This is a genomic window from Lacicoccus kunmingensis DSM 17847 (assembly GCF_059568765.1).
Map to the genome: position 1 here is coordinate 25,372 of NZ_JCANUC010000017.1, position 21,602 is coordinate 46,973.

Annotated in this window: 22 protein-coding genes; 9 read left to right on the plus strand and 13 right to left on the minus strand. The window is 40.3% G+C overall.

Annotation, left to right across the window (positions count from 1 at the left end; genetic code table 11):
* Positions 1-304 precede the first annotated feature (304 nt).
* Entirely contained in the window at positions 305-685 is a 381-nt protein-coding gene (locus BO48_RS13430; RefSeq protein WP_496368098.1) for a type II toxin-antitoxin system HicB family antitoxin, read from the plus strand.
* A gap of 292 nt (positions 686-977) precedes the next feature.
* Here BO48_RS13430 and BO48_RS13435 read toward each other — a convergent pair whose 3' ends face one another.
* The 4 genes from BO48_RS13435 to BO48_RS13450 all read right to left on the minus strand — a co-directional run bounded on the left by BO48_RS13435 (position 978) and on the right by BO48_RS13450 (position 4,144).
* Positions 978-2,165, minus strand: a complete 1,188-nt coding sequence (locus tag BO48_RS13435) for a PD-(D/E)XK nuclease family protein (protein WP_496368100.1) — start codon at positions 2,163-2,165, stop codon at positions 978-980.
* A 240-nt stretch (positions 2,166-2,405) separates the two neighbouring features.
* The gene (locus tag BO48_RS13440; RefSeq protein WP_496368102.1) at positions 2,406-2,801 is read right to left on the minus strand and encodes an LPXTG cell wall anchor domain-containing protein; all 396 of its coding nucleotides are present in this window, start codon (positions 2,799-2,801) and stop codon (positions 2,406-2,408) included.
* A 15-nt stretch (positions 2,802-2,816) separates the two neighbouring features.
* Positions 2,817-3,308 carry a hypothetical protein gene (locus tag BO48_RS13445; RefSeq protein WP_496368104.1) on the minus strand — a complete coding sequence of 164 codons (492 nt, stop codon included), beginning with the start codon at positions 3,306-3,308 and terminating at the stop codon, positions 2,817-2,819.
* Positions 3,308-4,144: a tyrosine-protein phosphatase gene (locus BO48_RS13450; protein WP_496368106.1), complete on the minus strand. Its 837-nt coding sequence runs from the start codon at positions 4,142-4,144 to the stop codon at positions 3,308-3,310. The genes BO48_RS13445 and BO48_RS13450 overlap by 1 nt, the downstream gene beginning before the upstream one ends.
* A 166-nt stretch (positions 4,145-4,310) precedes the next feature.
* Here BO48_RS13450 and BO48_RS13455 point away from each other — a divergent pair, with 166 nt between their 5' ends.
* Positions 4,311-4,739 (plus strand): GNAT family N-acetyltransferase, encoded by a 429-nt coding sequence (locus BO48_RS13455; RefSeq protein WP_496368108.1) that lies wholly within the window; start codon positions 4,311-4,313, stop codon positions 4,737-4,739.
* A 74-nt stretch (positions 4,740-4,813) separates the two neighbouring features.
* Here BO48_RS13455 and BO48_RS13460 read toward each other — a convergent pair whose 3' ends face one another.
* The 4 genes from BO48_RS13460 to BO48_RS13475 form a co-directional block, all read right to left on the minus strand.
* Positions 4,814-5,245, minus strand: a complete 432-nt coding sequence (locus BO48_RS13460) for a pyridoxamine 5'-phosphate oxidase family protein (protein ID WP_496368110.1) — start codon at positions 5,243-5,245, stop codon at positions 4,814-4,816.
* A 270-nt stretch (positions 5,246-5,515) separates the two neighbouring features.
* Complete coding sequence (locus BO48_RS13465) at positions 5,516-5,698, minus strand: hypothetical protein (RefSeq protein ID WP_496368112.1); 183 nt, start codon at positions 5,696-5,698, stop codon at positions 5,516-5,518.
* Positions 5,699-5,940: 242 nt separating this feature from the next.
* A complete protein-coding gene (locus tag BO48_RS13470) occupies positions 5,941-7,098 on the minus strand; it encodes an ImmA/IrrE family metallo-endopeptidase (protein WP_496368114.1) in 1,158 nt (385 codons plus the stop codon).
* 140 nt (positions 7,099-7,238) lie between these two features.
* Positions 7,239-8,246, minus strand: coding sequence for an LLM class flavin-dependent oxidoreductase (locus tag BO48_RS13475; protein ID WP_496368116.1), 1,008 nt, complete (start codon positions 8,244-8,246; stop codon positions 7,239-7,241).
* Between the two features lie 308 nt (positions 8,247-8,554).
* Here BO48_RS13475 and BO48_RS13480 point away from each other — a divergent pair, with 308 nt between their 5' ends.
* The 5 genes from BO48_RS13480 (at position 8,555) to BO48_RS13500 (ending at position 13,788) form a co-directional block, all read left to right on the plus strand.
* Positions 8,555-10,084, plus strand: a complete 1,530-nt coding sequence (locus BO48_RS13480; protein WP_496368118.1) for a helix-turn-helix domain-containing protein — start codon at positions 8,555-8,557, stop codon at positions 10,082-10,084.
* Between the two features lie 86 nt (positions 10,085-10,170).
* Complete coding sequence (locus BO48_RS13485) at positions 10,171-11,622, plus strand: aldehyde dehydrogenase family protein (RefSeq protein ID WP_496368120.1); 1,452 nt, start codon at positions 10,171-10,173, stop codon at positions 11,620-11,622.
* Positions 11,623-11,670: 48 nt separating this feature from the next.
* On the plus strand, positions 11,671-12,531 hold the full coding sequence (locus tag BO48_RS13490) for an NAD(P)-dependent oxidoreductase (RefSeq protein WP_496368122.1): 861 nt from the start codon (positions 11,671-11,673) through the stop codon (positions 12,529-12,531).
* 13 nt (positions 12,532-12,544) lie between these two features.
* Positions 12,545-13,339 carry a DUF3100 domain-containing protein gene (locus BO48_RS13495; protein WP_496368124.1) on the plus strand — a complete coding sequence of 265 codons (795 nt, stop codon included), beginning with the start codon at positions 12,545-12,547 and terminating at the stop codon, positions 13,337-13,339.
* Positions 13,339-13,788: a hypothetical protein gene (locus tag BO48_RS13500; protein ID WP_496368126.1), complete on the plus strand. Its 450-nt coding sequence runs from the start codon at positions 13,339-13,341 to the stop codon at positions 13,786-13,788. The genes BO48_RS13495 and BO48_RS13500 overlap by 1 nt, the downstream gene beginning before the upstream one ends.
* 59 nt (positions 13,789-13,847) lie before the next feature.
* On the opposite strand, the gene BO48_RS13505 is transcribed toward BO48_RS13500, so the two are convergent.
* The 3 genes from BO48_RS13505 to BO48_RS13515 form a co-directional block, all read right to left on the minus strand.
* Positions 13,848-14,417: a YdcF family protein gene (locus BO48_RS13505; RefSeq protein WP_496368128.1), complete on the minus strand. Its 570-nt coding sequence runs from the start codon at positions 14,415-14,417 to the stop codon at positions 13,848-13,850.
* Positions 14,407-14,787 carry a hypothetical protein gene (locus tag BO48_RS13510; RefSeq protein ID WP_496368130.1) on the minus strand — a complete coding sequence of 127 codons (381 nt, stop codon included), beginning with the start codon at positions 14,785-14,787 and terminating at the stop codon, positions 14,407-14,409. The genes BO48_RS13505 and BO48_RS13510 overlap by 11 nt, the downstream gene beginning before the upstream one ends.
* 72 nt (positions 14,788-14,859) lie before the next feature.
* Positions 14,860-15,606 (minus strand): sulfite exporter TauE/SafE family protein, encoded by a 747-nt coding sequence (locus BO48_RS13515; protein ID WP_496368132.1) that lies wholly within the window; start codon positions 15,604-15,606, stop codon positions 14,860-14,862.
* A 361-nt stretch (positions 15,607-15,967) separates the two neighbouring features.
* Between BO48_RS13515 and BO48_RS13520 the strand changes: the two genes are divergently transcribed.
* Complete coding sequence (locus BO48_RS13520; RefSeq protein ID WP_496368174.1) at positions 15,968-17,224, plus strand: sodium:solute symporter family protein; 1,257 nt, start codon at positions 15,968-15,970, stop codon at positions 17,222-17,224.
* A 2-nt stretch (positions 17,225-17,226) separates the two neighbouring features.
* Complete coding sequence (locus BO48_RS13525; protein WP_496368134.1) at positions 17,227-18,807, plus strand: amidohydrolase; 1,581 nt, start codon at positions 17,227-17,229, stop codon at positions 18,805-18,807.
* A 61-nt stretch (positions 18,808-18,868) separates the two neighbouring features.
* Here the strand turns inward: BO48_RS13525 and BO48_RS13530 are convergent, their stop codons facing one another.
* Together BO48_RS13530 and BO48_RS13535 are read right to left on the minus strand one after the other, a co-directional pair.
* Complete coding sequence (locus tag BO48_RS13530) at positions 18,869-19,696, minus strand: hypothetical protein (RefSeq protein WP_496368136.1); 828 nt, start codon at positions 19,694-19,696, stop codon at positions 18,869-18,871.
* A gap of 197 nt (positions 19,697-19,893) precedes the next feature.
* Positions 19,894-21,489: a hypothetical protein gene (locus tag BO48_RS13535; RefSeq protein ID WP_496368137.1), complete on the minus strand. Its 1,596-nt coding sequence runs from the start codon at positions 21,487-21,489 to the stop codon at positions 19,894-19,896.
* Positions 21,490-21,602: the final 113 nt, after the last annotated feature.

The following is a 21,602-nucleotide window of genomic DNA, read 5'->3' on the forward strand; positions in this document are numbered from 1 at the left end:
TATTTACACTCTTAAGTAAAAGATATATAATGATACCATATGTGGTGGCATATGAGCCGACGGGAAAAGATGTATGAGAAGTTGAAAAACAATCCAAGAAACATCAGCGAACATGAATTCAAATCAGCTTTAAAGATGTATGGCTTTATCCTTAACTCCAAAAAAGGAAAAGGTGGACACCAAGTGTATCACCACTCTACAATATCCAATTCCATTCTGCCTATGAGAACAATCAACTTCACAAAACCTATGCGCCGTCATATTATTAAGACCCTGATTCAAGATATTGAGGAAGTGATAAATTATGAAAAAAGTCGATGAGTACATGAATCTCAATTACAAACTGAGTGTCATCCCGAAAAAAGACTTTGATGGTTCCGAGTATTTCGTTGCATTTTATGAAGAGTTAAAGGGACTCGAAGGTTCTGGAGATACTCAAGTAGAAGCTATTGAGGATCTGGATCTGGCAAAGGAGGTCTGGTTTCAAGTCATGTTGGAAAACAATAATGAGATACCATTGCCGGGAGTCTATGAACCACAACAGCCTGTAAAAATGACATATAGAATTCCAGTCTCTTTAAATGAACAAATTGAGGCCTATATGAAACGTGAGGGTGTTTCAAAAAACCAGGCTATAAATTTGCTGGTCTCTAAGTCTATCCAAGAAGAACATGGTATAAAATAATTTAATTACTTTGAATCATCGAAAGCTTCTTCAGAATAACTGCTGATCTGACATGTGATATGCTGTGATTCATTTTCAAAACGCTTAACATCTTTTTTATTCCTTAACATGTTGTCCCTCCAAACCCAGTGTCTATTGACCTTAATTATAGTGAAACTGCAATAGTATTAATATTGAAATGACTATTAAAAAACACAAAGAAACTTCCAGATATTTTCTAATCTGGAAGTTTCTTATTTTCACCTTTGATTCGATGAAAGTATGGATAACAATCCCTATCAAAGAATAGACATTAATAATCATTTTTATTCATTTCATTAACTGCATTTTCAATTTCATTTCTGTGTTTATCATCCCATGCTTTTAGTTCACTTATTATTTTTTTCAAGTCACTTTTTATGGTATTTTCATTAGTATAATCTACAGTAAAATAATTTATCGGATTCTGCCCCTTTATATCCTTTTTATCACCATGAAACGTTAGCACGTCATTACTTTGAAAGTAATCCCTGGCCACCTTACTTTCCATATCAAAGGATAATCTTAATTTCGTAGGTAATATAAAACCTTGGGTTTGTTCAACCGTACCAATTTCGTAATGGAGATTGAACTTTTCCCATTCTGGATTATTCAACTGTCTCCAGAATTGTGTAGATGTGTTTTTATATGTCAGAGTATCCCATTCTTTATCCTCATTTTGAAAAGCAGTGTCCAGTTGGTTACCAATATCCTCAATGAATAACCCGAGATTCTTCTTACCCTCTTCGAATATAGTACGCAACTCTTTTGAATTCGATCCTAAGAACTTAGCCCATTCCTCATTCATACTGCTTTCATCCTTTCTTAGATACTCATTAACATAGTTCACAAAGTCTTCCAGAAGAAATGCATTTCTTAAGTTATTTAAGTAGTCATATTTAAGCTCACTTAGTTTATCTGCAAGTTCTTCATACCAGATATGTAAAAAGTCACCTGATTCAAAAGATTTGTTACTCTTAGGAGTAAGTAATATCAATATTGGTCTCTTAGAACCTTCATGAGTTTTTTTTATAAGATTGTTAATAGAATGAGTGTAATCTTCCAACTGGTTCTGTTGAAGACCTGAATGAATTTTGTTTTCTATACCTATTAAAAGCTTTTCTGTCTCTATAAGAATATCAATTCTACGTCCGTTATCCAAAGTCGCTTCTCTAGTGACTTCAATCTCCTCATCTTCAGCTACTGTTAAATCAATGTTTTTACCAACATTAGATTCACTACATTCTTTTTTTGCATACAGTTCCATCAACACATTTAATGGTTCCACTGATGAATAACGGGATGAATCTAATAAGAATGACAACCAGTTATTGATATAGTTTTCTTTATTCTCGATACCTAACACTTTAGGAATAGTATCGACTTTTCTGTCTGTACTAGTTTCAGGTAAATTATTGATTTGCTGTTGCATAGTTTTAAAGTTGAATTTATCATTTTGCAACTTTTTCACCACCTAACCTTTATAGAAAAATCATAATTGATTACTTATGCAGTTTGTATCTCACTACTCATATCAAATAATATATTGATAATTTAATTGTACTATTACCCAATATTAATATCCACTGTCTAGACTAACTGTCTTCGTGTCAAACACTCAGTGCATACATTGAAGTTAAAATAACACTAATTTAAAAACCTCCAAAGCTTTTCAGCTCTGGAGGCTCTCTATTTCAATCATCTATTTATCTGTCGGTTTTCTTCTTTTCACAAGGAATCCAAGTCCAAGTGCCGCCAGGATTGTAGCGAATATTGTTGTGCTTTGTTCTGTGACACCTGTGTCTGGCAATACTTCTGATTCAGTGGCTTCCGACCCAGTAGCCTCACCATCAGCTGATCCGTCATCGGAACCGCTCACTGCAGCCGCTTCATCTTCAGTATCATCCACGTCTTCTGTGTAGACAGTCGGATGCTCGTTTGCACGATCTTCTGATGTCTCATCAGCACCTCGGTCTTTATTCTCAGAAACCGGTGCAACGGTCGTGTTGTCCGCATCCTCTTCACCGTAAACTACAGCGAACTGGCTGAAGCTCGCCGCCTCGAACACCGCGTAGCCGTCTTCCGTTCTGTAGTTCACAGCTTCCAGCGTCTCTCAGATATTACCAAGGTAGTAGACGTTCGAAACATAGCCGTTTGCCGGCAGGTAAACCGTCACCGGGTTTTCCAGGCTGTAGAGGGAACCATTTTCATCGAGCACGTGAATATCATATAGATCATGGTCCGCACCGATCGCATCCGATGCACCAAGCACCGTCACAACGAGCGATTTGCCGTCCAGCTCGTCGGACGCACTGTCGACTCTGACGCTGGTTTCATCATCTTCAATTGAAGAATAAACGTCTAAATCCTCATCATCAGCCGCAGCTTCGCCCGATGCATCGTCCTCACCGTCGTCTTCAGAATCAGTGGACTCCTCCCTCACTTCTTCCCCGTCAGGTTTAGTGTTTTCATCTGTATCTGTTGAATCAGTTGTATCATCGTCTGATACTGTTTCTTCATTAGAACTATCATCAGAATCAGTATCCTGTTCACCAGCTTCATCGTCTGATTCTTGTTCATTATCATCTTCTGTAAGATATCTCATCAATCAACCAATTTCTTAAAAACATTATCATGTTCGTCTGTTAATTGCTCTAACATACTATTAAAATCTTCATCTTTTTGTTTCACAGATTGTATAGATATTTTATCTTCATGTTCAATAAATACTATCTGCTCATCCTTGAAAATCTTTTCTGCATTATTAATCAGATTATCTGCATACTCTTTTCCGAGGTGCTCTTCGATGACAGCCAGCGCCTCTTTCAGTCTGAACGGTCTGTATTCAGCATCATGAGCATCACTCGCCACAACATGGATCAGTTTATCTTCAACCATCTTCAAGCCGATTTCCTGTAATGGCTTGCCGAAGTCACCGGTAATCGATCCCGCAGTCACCTGCGCCACTGCACCTTTATTGATCAGGTTATATAAAATATCGATATCATCCACAATCGGCTGGCATCTTTCAGGATGTGCGATGATCGGTCTATAACCGTTCTCCACCAGTTCATCAATGACCGATTCGTAAAACGACGGCAGTTCACCGAATGGCAGCTCCACCAATATATAGCTGGAGTCATTCAACGTTGTGTTGATCCCGTCACGGAGCTCCTCAACTATATTCTCATTGATACGGATTTCCTGACCATGATGAACGTTGATATCTATGTTGTTGTCGTTAATAATCGCCTTTAAGACCTTTATTTCCTCAAGCACTTTCTCCTTCGGTGTATACCAGTTGCCGACTTGGTGATGAGGTGTGATCATGACATCCGTAATACCCTGTTCCGCAGCCTGTACGAGCAGGTCGTATGCTTCTTGTTTTGAAGTTGGACCGTCATCAATATTAATTAACAGATGGTTATGAATATCAATCATCAAATTCAGCTCCAATGCGTATTTTAATACACTTCCATCCTAACATGTTATGTGAAATATTTCTTATTTGGCCTCTTATTGGCCTATTTTGCATAATAATTCATACTTTATGAGTTGTAATATGTTATGATAGATATATGCTAATTACATTAACGGAGGTCATTGTATGTGGTACGTCAAGAATTATAATGAACTGGAGCTTGATGAGTTAGAGCAGATCCTGGGATTGAGACAGGATATTTTTATTTTAGAACAGGAAAGTTTCTTTCGGGATATCGATGGAAAGGATAAAGATTCCATGCATCTCTTTAAGAAAACGGATTCGATCATTCGTGCCTACTGCCGAATAGAGGTCGGTGACAAAGTATTGATCAGCCGTGTGACCGTGAACCCTAAATACAGAGGTAACGGTAAAGGGCGGGACTTATTTCAGTACGCAGTGGATTATGCACGGGAACAATACCCCGAGAAAAAAATACAAATCATTGCGATGGCCTACTTATTAGAATTTTATGAGTCCTATGGATTTAAAGTGATTTCAGATGAATATGATATCGCCGGTCATAATCATATAGATATGGTATTGACGCCGTAGACATAAAAATAACAAGAACTATAAGTTTCTAATTACTTATGGCTCTTGTTATTTTTATATATTCTCACTTTTAATTACTGGCTGAAGTCCACTGTTTTCGGCGTCCCGAGATTATCTTTATCATTCATCACCTTGATGGACTCGGGAGTTATTTTAAGCACAATAAAATCCGGATCATTTTTGGAATCGAAATAGGTTTTATCCTGGTTCTGCCATAACCAGTCGAGCGTTTCTTTGTCCTCCACCACTTCAACTTTACCGTCGATTTCAAGAAAGCTGTCATTTGAAGTCTCCTCATAACCAAGCAAAACATGCGTGGATGGATTTTTCTCTATTTCATCCACTTTAAGAGAGTCTTTATCAGTTTTAGTATAAAGTGTATGACCGTCATTGTAGAAAATCATATAACGGCTGTTCGGTTTATTGCCTGAAATAGTGGCCATTACGCCAACTTTCGATATATCTAAAATATTTTCAATTTCCTCAATAATCTTTTGCTTTTCCATGTCTATCACCTCTACTCCTAAATTTCCACATATTCATATGGGATAAACATTCAATATGCATTGTTTATCATCGTTGCCTTCGTAGAAATGTATAGCGATTCAAATGAATACGGAATTCTCACTGCAACTACAAAATAACAAGGGCATCAGTATTTATTCATCACTTATGGCCCTTGTTATTTCTATGTCTGCAGTAGCAAAAACATCTGAGATATGGTCTGCATGCAAATGAGTAAACTGAGATGTCAAAACATACAGCTTCATATTATCTTACTTACCATATCTCCCGACCTCTAGGTTTCCCCAGTCATACATATCTTTATCATCATAACTACCGCCGTTTTGGATAAATTCATCCCATTCCTCATCAAAAGTTTTATCTTTTTTCTTTGTCAAAATAAAATCTTCATCTGTTTTTGTAACAATTAACGTCTCATCAATCTCCAGGCCCATTTCTTCTATCGTTTTTTCTTTCAGAAAAATGGCCTGATCAGTATCGCTTTTAAAAATTTTAGTTCTGTGCTCATATTAATCACCTATAAATTGAAATTTACGAATTGTCTCATACTATAAATATTAGTATACTAATCTCGTATACTAAAGTAAGCAGTGATTACTCTTGGTGTGATGAGTCCTCGTACCCACTCAAGAGGTTACTGTTTTTCATTTATAATCATTTGGATGAAATGAAATTTTTAATTTTGTTCTAAATAGTCGAATGCTTTTGCTTTAATGTTTAGTAATTTAAGAGCTTTTGTGAACTGAATGTCACCTTGATAAAAGCTTTTGCGCACCGTATCAAATACAACCGGATCCATCTTGTAGTTGAGATTATTCCAATAATCTCCCCCGCTGCTTTCTTTCCTCATGATTTTACTTTCTCTATACTTATCCTGATTGTATTCAGCAACAGCATTATAATCACATTCATTAATGAAATGATTTATATATGCTTTTTTCGCAACTACTGTCATACTCACTTTAAATTGTCTCGCTAAGGCTTCTGTTTTCTCCAATAATTCATTATCTTCAAATTGATGCCAGGCATCTTTAAACAGTTCATTGGGTACAAGTATCTCGGAGGCGAATTCATTACCTTTCCGCTCTAGAAGTGATGGTTCTTTATTTAATATGTTACTTACATTATAAATTTCTTCTCTGCCGAAAAGCAGATGTGCAAATTCATGCAGAAGAGAAAATACCTGACCATTTTTTGTGTCATTGGTATTGATGAAAATTGCCGGTGCGTAATCATCAATTAAAGCGAAAGCTCTAAATTCCTCTATATCCAAAGATCGATGTGTATTCTGCTCTACAATACCATTGACCAGCACAAGCACACCTGTTTTATTCAGCTTTTCTCTGAAAAATTTAAAGGGTTCCAAATCACCGAGTTGTTTTTGCCAATCTGCGTCTAAATCCAATAAGGTACGGCAGAACTCAACAATATTTTCAGTCGGTTCATCCAGCGTGAAGTAATCCAGATATCCAAGAGTAGAATGCCCCTCTTTTTTACGGTACTCAGATACAAATACCTGCTGATTCTGAACATTTCTTATCGTATCTATTAACTCCCTGGAATTTTTACTAGTGTCTATAGAATCTACAGTACGGTAATCCAATAAAGGCGGACTGTCATCGACCGGCTCTTTCAGAACAAGATGACCAAGAGGCACGCGTAACTTTTTCGCAAGTTCTCTCAGTTGGTTTAAAGTAGGCTGTTTAGATCCGTCTATCCACTCTTCGATATTGGCCAGATTGTTTTTACCCTTTAAAAACTCAACATCCATTTCAGATTGCTCTATATAATATTCCAGCACTTCAGGATTAATATCCATTCTGATTGTTGCCATGATGACACCTCCTGTCAAATTCACTCATTTGTTTAGTTTATTATACCACCTGTACAGTTTTTCAAGAAATTTAACATTCATTTCATCATATGTATATTTGAAAAATAAAATCCCGCCATCCGGCGGGATTCATGACATTTTTACTTCTCAAACCACAAATCTGCCAGCAGTTCCATGGATTGTTTTCGCTTTTCAGGATCGTAGGCGTATGTGACAATAATCAGTTCGTCCGCCCCAGTATCTTCTGTAAATTCTTCAAGCTTCTTACGAACCGTTTCAGGTGAGCCGACAGCTTTGATGCTGAACATCGCTTCCATCATATTTCTCTGCTGTTCAGTCCCCAGTTCTTCAGGATTGACAGGCGGCTGGAGTTTGCGCTTCTGACCGGTCTGCATGTCCATCATCATCTGGGTGGTCGTGGTCCATATTTTTTCCGCTTCTTCGTCCGTCGGTGCGACGATCACATTGATGCCCGCCATGACATACGGCGCGTCAATCTGTGAAGTCGGTGCATCTGTCTTGAAAGTCTGACGGTAATTATCGATCTTCTGTTTGTAATCATCCGGTGTGAAGTGTGTCGCGATGGAATAAGGCAGTCCCAGCTGTCCTGCAATCGATGCACCGTTCATGCTTGAACCCAGCACCCATATCGGTATGTTCGTCCCTGTTCCGACTGTAGAAGTGACCGGTACACTTTTACCGAGCCCTTCATCACTGAACCAGCCAATCAAATCATAGATGTTGTTCGCAAAAGTCTGTGCGTCACTGTTGGAACGTGTGATCAGCTGTGATGTTCTCCCGTCTGTTCCGGGTGCACGGCCAAGTCCCAGATCAACTCTATCCGGATGGAGCTGGGCAATCATACCGAAGTTCTCGGCCACCTGCAGGCCGGAGTGGTTCGGCATCATGATGCCACCCGAACCGACACGGATATTCTCAGTTCTTTCCGCCGCCATCATGATCAGCTGGGAAGTCGCTGTCGAAGCCAGATTTTGAGTATTATGGTGCTCTGCGAACCAGAGTCTCTTGAACCCCAGCCTGTCGATCAGCTGCGCATGTTCCATTGAAGCTTCAATCGCTTCCTTGACCGTCTGGTTTTCTGAAATGCCCACCAGATCAAGGACATTGAGTGGTATATGTTTCGTCATTTATTTACGTTCTCCTTTAAGTATCAATGCTTTTAAAGTTGTCATCATCGACAACAATTCTATTAAACACCCTATCATTATCACGTACACCTCTCAAATGATTGAGACTATGCAATCTTTGTGCGGTTACTATACAAATAAAAACCGTAAGCTCATGAGCCCAGCCATTGCTGTAAAATTTTCTATATCTATTTGGTTTACGAGATAAACGTTTGAGTGTACGTTAGGCGAACGATATAATCTAGGATAACAACTTTTTCATGCAGCAGAAACGTTCAAGGGGAATTCATTATGAGGGGGAATTTAATATGAATGAAAAAATGCACGTTGATATTTCTGAATTTTACAAATTTCACAGGTTGATTGAACGGGCAACTAGTGTTGAAGAGGTACTGAATGTATTGATAAAAACTGTAAACGAGATGATTCCACATACCGATATGGCAATCGTCTATCTGTATGATTCAGATCAGAAAGTATTACGTCTCGGTGCAGGTTACGGCGTTTCAACCTCAAGTCTGAAGAGAATCTCTTTTCAGCCTGGAGAATCTTTGACAGGCAAAGTATTCCTCAATAAAAAATCATTGGCTTGTGCCAATCGGAGAGATGTTTCAAAAATGATGTCCAATATATCCACAGAAAATTTGAAATGGTATGAGGAAGGGACTTATAAAAGAACAGTCAGGAGTTCGATAAATGTTCCGCTTATGGATAATAGAAACTGTATCGGTACTTTTACGTTAAACCGCTATAATACTGAACAGCCATTTTCACAAAATGATATAAAACTGCTTCACACACTCACTGGCCAGGCTGCGAGTATAGTCAGCTATATCCGTATGTCCGATACACTCGAAGACAGCCGTATAAAGGAACAGTTTTCACAAGCGTTGATCAGAAATCGCGGCCAAAAGGAGATTATTGATTTACTGGAGACGAAACTGAATTCGAAATTCTCTCTGGATTCTCCTGGCCCTGAACCTGCCAATGCCATCTCAATCATCCATAATAAACAACTGTTAGGTTATCTATCAGCAATAAGACCTTTATCAGACTTCTCAACAAATCAATTGAAAGTCGTATATCATGCTGCAGATGCACTTACTACACTGCTTATTAAGGAAATCGAAAATTATGAAGAGGCCCTCCGGCACCGGTCTGAAGATTTTGAAAGCGTATTGAATGATGGCAAATTTGAAACTCTGTTGAAATACATCAATGTTAAAAAAGACACAGCCGTTTACTGCTTTGCGATCTCAGCCACTTCGCACGGAGATGATACTTTTGCACGCCAGCTGGAAAATTTAATGAAGAAATACTTTCCCGGGTCCACTTTGTTTCTTACAAAAAATTTCTACATCATAGTATCCCCGTCCGGTCAGTATTTGGAAGACTTTGCGGAACATTTGTATAAGCAATACGGAATGATTACCGGTACGGGTAAAGCCCGTCCCATTGCACAATTAAATACTTCTTATAATGAAGCAATCATTGCTGCTTGCCAGTCTGCATCGTCGCTGGTCGAATATTCCACATTAGGATATAAACGTTTATGGGGCCACTTCGATGAACAGGTAAAACATGAATTCATCACAGACCATATCGGTCTTCTCTTGGAGCATTCACCGGAACATCTCACAACACTCGGGGCGCTGATTGAAAATGGGCGCACACATAAAAGCAAAACAGCCGAACAATTATATATTCATACAAACACGCTTTACCAGCGGCTCAGAAAAATTGAATCTATCCTGGATATCAATCTGCAGGATGAACATCAATGGATGAATATCGTCATCGCTTATGAAATGTATGTGGAGCAGCACATGGAAGCATAGAAAATTGTGTGCAGCTCCATATACTCACTCCTGTAAAGAAATATTATAATTAAATACAACCAAATCATTAAAGGAGTGGCATATATATGGTGACAACTTATTCGAATTATATAGACGGTGCATGGATCCACTCGGATTCAGGCAAAACATTTCAGCAGACCAATCCCGCGAATACCGACGAAATACTCGGTGCTTTTCAGGATTCCACTGCAGAAGATACAAAAAGAGCCATCACGTCATCTGTGAAAGCGTTTCCCGAATGGAAAAAGACGACCCCTTTTGAACGGGCAGATATACTTTACCGTGTGATGTCATTGATCGAGGGAGACAAAGATACACTTGCCACAGTCATTACAAAGGAAGTCGGAAAAACTTTCTCTGCAGCAGGAAAAGAAGTGGAAGCGACCATCAAAGCTTTGAAGCATTTTATCAGCGCTGTCAATCAACTGTCGGGTGAAACGATCCCTTCAAACGACCCGGATGCTTTCGCATACACTTTGAAAGAACCGCTCGGGGCCGTCGGTGTCATAACACCATTCAACTTCCCGCTCGGTATCGGCATCTTCAAAATCGCGCCTGCACTGATCGCCGGCAATACGGTCGTTTATAAACCGACGAATGAAACTGCACAAATTGCAGTAAAACTCGTGGAACTGTTTGAAAAAGCCGGAATACCGAAAGGTGTCCTCAACATGGTTACGGGAGATGGTGCGGTCGTCGGTCACGAAATGGCAACCAATGAATCCCTTAAAGCGATCTCTTTCACCGGTTCTACCGATGTCGGTCTTTCCCTTGGGCAGACGGTCAGAAACCGCGGTGGAAAAATGCAGGCGGAAATGGGAGGGAAGAACGCAACAATCATTTTGGAAGATGCGGATTTCGAAGAAGCGGTCAAAGGCGCAATCATCAGCGGGATGTTCAATAACGGGCAAAGTTGTACCGGCACTTCGCTGATCGTTGTACCTAAAAGCATCTCAAAAACGATTACCGACATGCTTGTTGAAAAAGCACAGGCACTTAAAGTTGCGGATGGTTTTTCAGAAGGCGCCGATAATGGAGCCATCGCCAATGAAAGACAATTGAACAAATACCTTCACTATGTGGATGTTGCGAAAAAAGAAGGTGCAGTCATTGAATACGGCGGCGTGAGATTAATGGATGAAGGCAGAGATAAAGGTTACTTCGTTGCACCAACCGTTGTAAGTAATGTGAATACCAATATGAAAATTGCTCAGGAAGAAATTTTCGGGCCGTTCGTCGGAATTATCGAAGTCGATTCATACGATGAAGCAATTGATATCGCGAATAATACAGAATTCGGCCTTTCATCATCCATTTACACATCCGATCTGAATAAAGCCCACGACTTTGTAAGCCGTATTGAAACCGGCGTGACCCATGTCAATATACCTTCCAATCTTTTCGAAAATCAGCTTCCATTCGGCGGCAAAAAGAAATCGAGTCTGGGGCCGAGGGAACAAGGCAGCAAGGCGCTTGATTTCTGGCTGGATACTAAAGCGGTCTATATGAAGCCTTAGAAGTTGAATTTCATCATTAAAGAAAAGTATTTTATTGGGGGTAATAAAATGAATATTGGCCTGATTGGCTGTGGCGCAATGGGACAAGGTATCGCACGCAATTTATTGAAAGCGGGACACAATGTATTGATCCATGATGACATGTCAAAATCACGCGAGCTTTTGGAAGGTGAAGGTGCTGAATTTGTTGAAATAAAAACCATTTCAGCAAACGTCGATCACCTATTCCTGTCCTTGCCGTCCACTCAAATATTGGAAAATGCACTCCTCGGGAGCGAAGGTGTACTGCAAAATCTCCCTAAAGATGCCATGATATTTGATTTGGGCACAACTGATGTAGAAACGACCCGAATGATTCACAAAAAAGCAGAAGATGCAGGCGTTTATTATCTTGACTGCCCGGTCAGCGGCGGTCCTGCAGGTGCTGAGTCCGGCACGCTGACCATCCTCGTCGGCGGCAACGAAGAGATTTTCCCGGATGCCAGGTCCATTCTGGAGAACGTCGGGGAAAAAATCGTCCACGTCGGTGATTCCGGTACCGGCCAGGCAGTGAAGCTCTGCAATAATATGATTGTCGCAGGCATCACGGCATTACTCAGTGAAACAATGGTGACCGCGAACAATTACGGTGTTTCAAACCGGCAGCTCGCAGATATCATTCAGCAAAGTTCAGGACAAAATAAAGTGTTAGATGTTTTCGGCGAAAATCTGATTAATGAAGAGTTCGATAATATACTGTTCTTTCTCGGACATATGTCAAAGGACCTGGAACTTTATATGAATCTATCCAAAGAATCAAAAACACCACAATTTGTCTCATCAATCGTCAGTCAGCTATACAGAACCGCTTTAAAGCAAGGAAAGGGGACACTGGATTCGACAGCTGTCTATTCAGTGATTTCAGAATAAAGGGGGCTTCAAAATGAGTGAAACAATCAAATTGATCAAAGATTGGAGACTTCATGCAGTTGTTCTTGGAATCGTTATACTCACAGAAGCAGTAGGCGTTATAGAAATCAGTATCGGGCCTGGCATCATGGTATTTTTACCGATGCTGTTCGCCATTGTCATTGGTCTCGTACTTTACTTCACTCCGCTCATAAAAGATGAACAATCAAAAAATGCGGAACCCATTATCACCATCAGTGTGTCATTGCTGATTGCAAAGATCGGCGTGACGATCGGGCCAGATCTCGTCAATGTCATCGCCGCAGGGCCGGCTTTAATATTACAGGAGTTGGGGAATTTCGGGACGATCTTTCTCGCCCTGCCCGTCGCTGTACTTGTATTCGGCATGAAACGTGAAAGTATCGGGATGGCCCACTCCATTGGCCGTGAACCCAACCTTGGCATCATTTACGATAAATACGGTTTTGAATCAGCCGAAGGTCAGGGGATCACAGTGGTTTATATTTTCGGAACTGTTTTCGGCGCACTCTTCTATGGTATTTTTTCAGGTGTGCTCGCAGCATATACACCGCTGCATCCATTATCACTGGCGATGGCCGCAGGTGTCGGAAGCGGCAGTATGATGACAGCCGCTATCGGACCTTTAATCGCATCATTTCCAGAACTTGAATCTCAAATTGTTGCATTTGCCGGGGCAAGTAATCTATTGACCTATGCGACAGGTTTATTTGTCAGTATTTTCATAGCTCTACCGGTTGCAGAAAAACTTTATAAAGTATTTTGGAAAATGCGTGGAGGGGAGAAATAATGAGAAATATAGGAGAATATTTTTTACTCATGTCAGTCGTAGGGATTGTTGCATTCATCGGAAACTGGGTCGGTTATGACATTATCTCTTTTGAAGCCGTAATCGGAATGCTTATCCTGATACTTATTGTGCTATCCGGATTCGTGCTTAAGAAAATTATTCCTTTGAATATTCCGAGCGTGGTGTATGTAATTGCGATAGGTATTCTTGCCTCTGTACCTGAACTGCCCTGGGGCGGGTTCGTCGTTTCCATGACACAGAACATAGAACTGCTTGCAATCGCAACACCGATACTCGCTTATGCCGGAATTGCCATCGGCAGATCCTGGACCGATTTCACCAAAATGGGATGGAGAGCAATGTTAGTCAGCTTGCTTGTGCTTACAGGTACCCTGCTCGGCTCTTCCATCATTGCGGAAATCATCCTACGTTTCCAGGGCATCATTTAAACAGATATAAATAAAAACCTCTCAGCAGTTATTTATACTGCCGGGAGGTTTCCTCTTTTTCATCCAAACCAGTTATACAATCCAAATCTGTAACCCCAGGTTTTCACAAACTCATTCAGCCAGATGGTTCCTGAGTTTTCTCTTTCATACCATCTTTCATTGGATAGATTCATCGCACTGATATAATTGAAGGTCATCTTTCCGTCATTCAATCTGTCGAATGCGAGTCTCGTCCTTTTGATATGATAATCATTCGTAACAATCAGGGCGGAGTCGAAACCTTCTTCTTCCATGATTTTAACGGATTCCTCCGCATTTGTATGTGTACTGCTGGAATCCTCTTCAATCATAATATCTTCTTCGTCTATGCCGTAATGTCTGCCGATGGTCATCAGCTCTTCTGCACTGAATCTGTCACCCACCGGTGTCATGATGACTGTATCGGCATAGCCCGCCTGATACAGCTCAGCAGCCTTATCCACCCTGCCCTGATCACCGCCGCCGAGCACGACAATCACATCGCTGTCGACAGGATCATCCGTATAGTTATGGTAGAAACTGTCCGCAATGATGACGCCGAGTAAAGAGATGAAAAGCAGCATGATGACGATATAAAGTTTACTGTTCATCCGTTTCCACCATCTTCATGCCGTTTTTATTCTTTTTATTGTAACTGACGATGACTCCGTCCGCTTCTTCCACCGTTTCCACTGTCGCCGGCGTTTCTTGGTGGCGGATGGTTTCAAGGAACGTCTCTCCGTCATAATAGGCGATGTACGTCGGATAGTTCACTTCATACGCCTTCTCCGGATGATACGGTATGAACTGAGACTGCACCATTGTGTTATCATTTTCCTGCTGGCCTTCATAGTTGATCCAGCTGTCGTCGACACTGTTCACTTTATTGATTAAATTATCCGTTGTGGATTCTTCTTGGCATGCACTTAAAGTGATGAGCAGCGAGGACACGAGCATTAGTCTGAACATTTGATAAAACACACATTGTCCCCCTATTGTTTAATGTCAGTTAAATAATACAACTTACAATCGCTTAAAATCAATTGAAAGCAATTATCTGAGCAGGAGAATGGCGGCAAAGAAAATGATTGCACCAATCAATATCTTTTCAAGCAGTTTATCCGGTAATACGCTCGCATATTTCCCGCCTAAAAATCCACCTGTGGCCGAACCGATGGAAAGAGCAATCGCAAAATCCCAGCTGATCAGTCCGTTCGCAATGAACACGAATGTCGAAACTGAAATATAGATGGTCACCACAAGCACTTTAAGCCCGTGCATTTCCGCCATCGGTATTCTCGGCACAAGTGTAAGGAGCGTCAGCATGATGAAGAATCCCACACCCGCCTGCAGTGCCCCACCGTAAATGCCAATGAATATGAATGCGATGAATAATAAAATGATCGATGTCGTCTGATTGAACTTCTCTTTGATAAAACGCTGCGGCTTGATGATCAGCAGCACCGCAAAGATGATCATGAATGTTGCGAGCAGATTATCAAACGTGCTTTCCGCGATATCCACCGCGATCTGTGCACCGTAGATGGAAGCGATCGTCGTCGGCACAGCAAGCGTGAGTCCAAGCTTCCAGTTCAAGTGACCGCTTTTCTGAAACTGATACATTGCAAAGATATTTTGAAATAGAATCGCAATCCTGTTTGTCCCGTTCGCCACATTCGACGGCAGACCGAAGAATATCAGCAGCGGCAGAGTCAGCATCGATCCACCGGCTGAGACGATATTGATGAAACCGACGCCGATACCGACAAGCAATATCGCTATGATTGGTAATATATCCATTGAATTCGCTTCTTTCTAATCTATATATTTCTCTACATCATATCAAAATTTTAATGAATAAAAACTGATTTCTTAAAACTTATTATATTCACACAAATTTTGTGTATAATCTATGTTATCCATTTCATTCAAATGGATAACAAAATAAAGACCAGAATATAAGTTAAGCAATAAAAGGGGATTATTTATGAGTTGGTATATCGTTTATTTCGTTTTATATTTCATCTTCATGTTGGGTATCGCATTTTGGTATTTCAAACGTATCAATACATATGAAGATTATTTGATCAGCGGCTGAAATACCGGTTTCTGGAAGATTACAGGCACTGTAATCAGTACGTTTTGCGGTGCTGCCGTATTTATCGGCTGGGTCGGCCTCGGATTCACCGTCGGCCTGTCCGGTTACTGGAAGTTCGCATTCGTAGCAATCATATTCTCTTTAATACTGATTATAGGATTCGCAAAACCGTTACGCCGCCAGAAGCTGATCACACTCGCGGATTTATTTACAAAACGGTTCGGCGGTAAGGCAGGGATCATTCCATCCGTCCTTTCAGCCTTCATCTATTCTGTGCCGACGACTGCCCTGCAGCTGGTCGGTATGTCTACAGTATTCAACATCACTTTGGATATCACCCTGCCGGTGGGTATATTCATCTCATTTGCAGTCATTCTGATATTCACAGTCATCGGCGGTCTGCCTGCAACAATATTAACGGATGCCATTCAGTCGATCATCATAATCATCGGTGTCGTCGCACTGGCAATTGTTACCGTCACTCATGTCGGCGGACTGGGCTCATTGTTCAATGCAAGTGAACCGGAGTATATAAACTTCACCGGCCCGGACGGACTTGGAGAGATTATGCTCTATGCCTTATCCGTTGGCCCGTTTTATCTGGTCTGGCAGTCCACTTGGCAGCGGATATTTGCTGCAAAAGATGAAGATACGGCTGTTAAAGCAAATTCATTAGGCTTTATTATCGCCGGACTCATTTCATTCCTGCCATTTTTAATCGGACTTGCTGCACGTCAGTTTGTACCTTTGGATATGCACCCGGATCTGGTCTTCTCCTATGTCACGGATTCACTGATGGCAAGCCCGATTGGCGGTATTGTCTTCCTTGGATTACTCGCAGCATTGATGACCGGGGCGACTTCATTCATATTACAGGGCAGCAGCAACCTGACGGTCGATCTGTATCAAAACTTCATCAACAGGGACGCAAGTCCGAAAACGATGCTGAAGTCTTCAAGAATATCAGTGCTGATCATCACTGCGCTCGCCTGCCTCTTTGCATACAGCATAGAAGATATCGCAACGACTTATCAGTGGGCACTCAGACTGACTGCGACGATCACCGTCTTCCCATTCCTTTCGGTCATGTTCTGGAAAAGAGTGACAAAGACAGGCGTTCTGACGAGCATGATCGGTACGGCCGTATTAGTATTAGCGTATCCTTTCCTGCCGATCGGCATGGACCATGCACTATTCGGCTTCATCGTTTCTTTCGTACTCCTTGTGGGCGTGAGCCTGCTCACTAAACACGCAGCAAGTGAAACCGTGCAGGCGGCTTACTTTGAAAAACTCGAAAATCCTAACGTAAGGGAGAGATAATCATGACACAGGATAAACTGCTTAAAAATGGCAACATCATTGATATGGTAAATGACGTTCCTTATACAGGAGATATTCTCATCAAAGACGGCATCATCGAAGATATCGGCAGCATAGAAGCGGATGAAAACGTAGATGTCATCGACTGTACGGGTAAATACATCATCCCGGGTTTTATAGATACCCACAGCCATCCGCTGCTCTTCGGCCTGTATGAATCACTCGTTGATCTGACTCCTGAGACCGTGAAAAATATTGAAGATATCAAACTCGCCCTGCGTGTCGCTATCCAGAACACACCAGCCGGAGAGTGGATTGTCGCCCAGGGCTACAACGAACTGGAACTCGAAGAAAAAAGGCATATCACCCGGCAGGAACTGGATGAACTAACGACCGGCCATCCGGTCTATATCAGGCACAGTTCCGCACATATGGGCATCGCCAATTCAAAAGTGTTTGACATTGCTGGTATTGATAATAAAACACCGGACCCACATGGGGGCTATTTCAGCAAAACCGATGGAACACTCGACGGTCTTGTATTCGAGCTCCCGGCGATGGAGAAGATCATCCCCCATCTGCCGAAACCGACAAAAGAGGATATGGTACAGGCATTGAAAACAGCCGAAGACATTTATTTATCCAAGGGCATTACAACTGCGACGGAAGCATGTGTCGGACTCGCTCAAGGGTCGCATGATTTTGAAGCGTACATGGAATATTTCAGGCATGACGGCATCCTCAACTTCAGATTGATGATCGACTATCAATTATTGCTGACAATGCCGGAATTCAAAGGCAGAACATTCGATGAAATCAATGAATTCATCAAAACACGATCAAACGGACGATGCGTCCTCGACAGCGCAAAATTCTTCCAGGACGGCTCGCCGCAGCTGCACACAGCCGCGCTGACCAAGAATTATCATGATATAGATGAAAAAGGTGAAACCATCCTGCCGCAGGAAAAACTGGAAAAACTGTATGTACATTTTGCGGAGCTCGGATTTCCCCTCACCACACATGCCAACGGCGATGCCGCAATCAAATCCGTCATCAAAGCCTATGAACACGTCAATGACAACTGCGAAGGCTATACGAAGACGAGACGGATCGAGCATATCCAGACCGGGGAATACGGGGATATAAAAGCGATGAAAGAAGCGGGCATCGACGGATCATTCTTCATCAACCACGTGTATTATTACGGCGACCAGCACTATGAAAAATTCTTCGGCCCTGAAAGAGCTGAACACATCAGCCCCGCCAGATGGGCCGAAGACATGGACGTCTTGTATACACTCCATTCCGACTGTCCTGTCACTCCCATTTCACCGATGGATAATATACGGATAGCCAATGAGCGCAAAACCAAAGGCGGCAGAGTGCTTGGTGAAGATATGAAACTCAGCAGACTTGAAGCATTAAAGTCGATGACCATCAATGGAGCGAAACTTAACGGGACCGAACATACCAACGGCTCTATCGAAGTCGGCAAAGATGGGAAATTGATTATATTGGCCGATAATATAATGGATGCCGATACAGAAATAAATGATACTTTGATACTTCAAAGAATATGATCACAACAATAAAGCCCGGAATTACAGGTTATATGTAATTCCAGGCTTTAAATTTTTCATCCTAGTCTTCTTCCAGCAACATCAAGTCATTCATATCATCAAGGTTATAAGTAATATTGATGAAATTCGCATCCGGAACATTTTCAATATATCCTTCGTCTTCCACTGAATGGATTTCAAGGAATTCACTGTCGTTGTAGTATGCGATGTCTGCCGACTGGTTAATGACATATTCAGAAGTGTCATCGTAGGCAATTCCGCGGGTGGTTGCCATATCATTCATTTCAGTAAAGGCACCTTCTTCATTGATTCCCTGGTACATGAACAAATCCTGATCTGTAAATTCTGATGTATCAAGTACCGCTTCACCTTCAACAGATGCAAAGTCAAACTCATCATAAGAAGCCTCTTCTGATGATTCTGTCCCTTCATCCGACTCAGAATCTGATCCACCGTTTTGTTCTTCACTTTCTTCTTCTTCAGGTACGCTTTCCTGACCCGCTTCAGCCTCTTCCAGCGCTTCATCGATGAATACCATCGCATCTTCATTATTTTGATTGAAGCTCACCCTGACATGCGTCGCTTCAGGAACCGATTCAATCAGAACGGGCATATTGTCCACATACAGATTGGTCTGGATGAACTCGTCCTCATTGTAATAAGATATGTACGCAGGACGAGTCAGTGAATAATCCGATCCATCATCATACTCGATGAAATCTGAAGTACGCATCTCCGCGTTTTCAGATTCCTCGCCGTTATAGTTGATGTAATAGCCCTCCTCAATCTCCGCATCATTCAGAAGAGAACCATCATCGTTTCCACCACATGCTGCAAGTACAAATAACACCGGTATTGTAAGTAAAATTCTCATCTTATTGTTAATCATGGTACCCTCCAACCAAAATTTAATATGTTACAAAATCGAAAATAAAATATCCCTTTCTAACCCCAGCTTGTAATGATAAAAATTACGAATCTATAGCTAAACAGAAGATTAATCAAAAACAGTCGAAGGAATGTGTTTTTTCTAATAGATTAGTAAATATAGATCTATCACTCAAAGCCACTACAAATTATAAGATTCTACGAATTTTGATTAAGTGAAATATATGAAACAGGATTACCAAAACTTACAATTTCAGCTGATTTTAACATTGTTAAATCATCAACTTTCCACGTATGACTATCAACATTAACATCCCTGTATACGCACATTTCGAATGGGTGACCGATATAAACTTTCCCGCCAATTTCATTCAATTTTCTCAAAAAATCACTATCAACAGCCTTTGGGATATTACTAAATTTCAATTTCTTAATTATTTCTGCTTTTGCCATAATAGTTGCTCCCATGATAAAAGTATCGAATGTGTAATATCTATCTATATTTCTTCTTGCCACTATATCATCAGCTTCAAAATAGTAAAACCCATCTGTCTTCCCAACAACTTCTGAGTCACTATACATTAAGGCTAGCCATTGATCAAAAAGATAGTAATCAAGATACATATCATCATCATCTACTTTTGCTATTACTGGCTTTGTACTCGAATCTAAACACTTATTCAGGCACTCACCTAATGTTTTCTTGGCAGTGACATACATGATATTAAGTGGATGTACAGATTTTTCTTGATATGCTTTTTGTTCTTCAGGAGTTAGTTGAAAACCATGTGTAACTAAATTAATTTCCAAAGTAACTTCTTTTTGTTTATTCATTTGATCGAGATAATAATTCAGTTTGTTTTTTCTATTAGTTGAAGTAATGACACTTATCTCCGGTTTAATCTTTATTTCTGATTTACTTTTAAGAAAAGTAAATAGATTTTCCTTAAGTAAAAACGTATTGGATTTCATTACTTGCCTTTGTCCATATAATGCTTGTTTTAAACTGTAAGTGTTATTATTTACTAAAATTCGCAGTTTTGATACGTTATTTTTATCATCTTTCGAATTATATCCGTGCTCAGGATTATAACCAAAACTGTAATCAAAGATAACGTATGTACTATTTAGAAACGCTATTTTCTCTATATAATTTAAAACAATTTCATCTATTTTCGACGTCTCACATATATATAAAATCTTAGCTTTTTTTATAAAACTAAATAATTTCAACAGTATCTTTCTACTTAAACTTTCTTCAGAGACTATTGAAAAGTCAGGGTCAGTTTCTTTATTATAAGATTTAATTTCTTTTGACGCTATTAACTTCCCAACATTAAAATAAATAATATCTTTATTTTTTTGAGAATTAATGGGATTATATTTTTCTATATCTAGCACGATAGGAACGTTCAATCTGCTATTAGAAACATAATAATTATCAGCCTGCGGATTTATATTCAATTGAAATGCATACTTGAACACTTTACTCACAGGATGGGTGGTGTTTTTTAATACTACTAAATTTATATTATTCTCATTTAAATATTTAACAATATTTATCCTGCTTTTTTTATACCAGGCATGGTCAATTTCATAAAGTTCATTGTCTATAAAAACAGTATCTATATCATACAACTCAATTTCTTCTACATAATTCTCAAAAGTTAACGGCTTAGCATTAAAAGAATATTCTAAAAATTGCTCACTAAGTAATGTAGTAATAATTCCTACACTATTATCCGTTCGAAATTCTGACCAATCTCTATATTTCTTAACCTTTTTATCTTCCAAACTTTTCCCTCCATTGATATTTATTTAATATAAACTTTTATCATTTCTTTAATAGTATCATAATCTATGGATAGTATATTTAAATAATAAAATAGGTTAAAATATTCATATAG

Coding starts and splice junctions, on each gene's coding strand:
- BO48_RS13430 (WP_496368098.1), top strand. CDS start 305: ATGAAAAAAGTCGATGAGTACATGAATCTCAATTACAAACTGAGTGTC.
- BO48_RS13445 (WP_496368104.1), bottom strand. CDS start 3,308: ATGAGATATCTTACAGAAGATGATAATGAACAAGAATCAGACGATGAA.
- BO48_RS13450 (WP_496368106.1), bottom strand. CDS start 4,144: ATGATTGATATTCATAACCATCTGTTAATTAATATTGATGACGGTCCA.
- BO48_RS13455 (WP_496368108.1), top strand. CDS start 4,311: ATGTGGTACGTCAAGAATTATAATGAACTGGAGCTTGATGAGTTAGAG.
- BO48_RS13460 (WP_496368110.1), bottom strand. CDS start 5,245: ATGGAAAAGCAAAAGATTATTGAGGAAATTGAAAATATTTTAGATATA.
- BO48_RS13465 (WP_496368112.1), bottom strand. CDS start 5,698: ATGGGCCTGGAGATTGATGAGACGTTAATTGTTACAAAAACAGATGAA.
- BO48_RS13470 (WP_496368114.1), bottom strand. CDS start 7,098: ATGGCAACAATCAGAATGGATATTAATCCTGAAGTGCTGGAATATTAT.
- BO48_RS13475 (WP_496368116.1), bottom strand. CDS start 8,246: ATGACGAAACATATACCACTCAATGTCCTTGATCTGGTGGGCATTTCA.
- BO48_RS13480 (WP_496368118.1), top strand. CDS start 8,555: ATGAATGAAAAAATGCACGTTGATATTTCTGAATTTTACAAATTTCAC.
- BO48_RS13485 (WP_496368120.1), top strand. CDS start 10,171: ATGGTGACAACTTATTCGAATTATATAGACGGTGCATGGATCCACTCG.
- BO48_RS13490 (WP_496368122.1), top strand. CDS start 11,671: ATGAATATTGGCCTGATTGGCTGTGGCGCAATGGGACAAGGTATCGCA.
- BO48_RS13495 (WP_496368124.1), top strand. CDS start 12,545: ATGAGTGAAACAATCAAATTGATCAAAGATTGGAGACTTCATGCAGTT.
- BO48_RS13500 (WP_496368126.1), top strand. CDS start 13,339: ATGAGAAATATAGGAGAATATTTTTTACTCATGTCAGTCGTAGGGATT.
- BO48_RS13505 (WP_496368128.1), bottom strand. CDS start 14,417: ATGAACAGTAAACTTTATATCGTCATCATGCTGCTTTTCATCTCTTTA.
- BO48_RS13515 (WP_496368132.1), bottom strand. CDS start 15,606: ATGGATATATTACCAATCATAGCGATATTGCTTGTCGGTATCGGCGTC.
- BO48_RS13525 (WP_496368134.1), top strand. CDS start 17,227: ATGACACAGGATAAACTGCTTAAAAATGGCAACATCATTGATATGGTA.
- BO48_RS13530 (WP_496368136.1), bottom strand. CDS start 19,696: ATGATTAACAATAAGATGAGAATTTTACTTACAATACCGGTGTTATTT.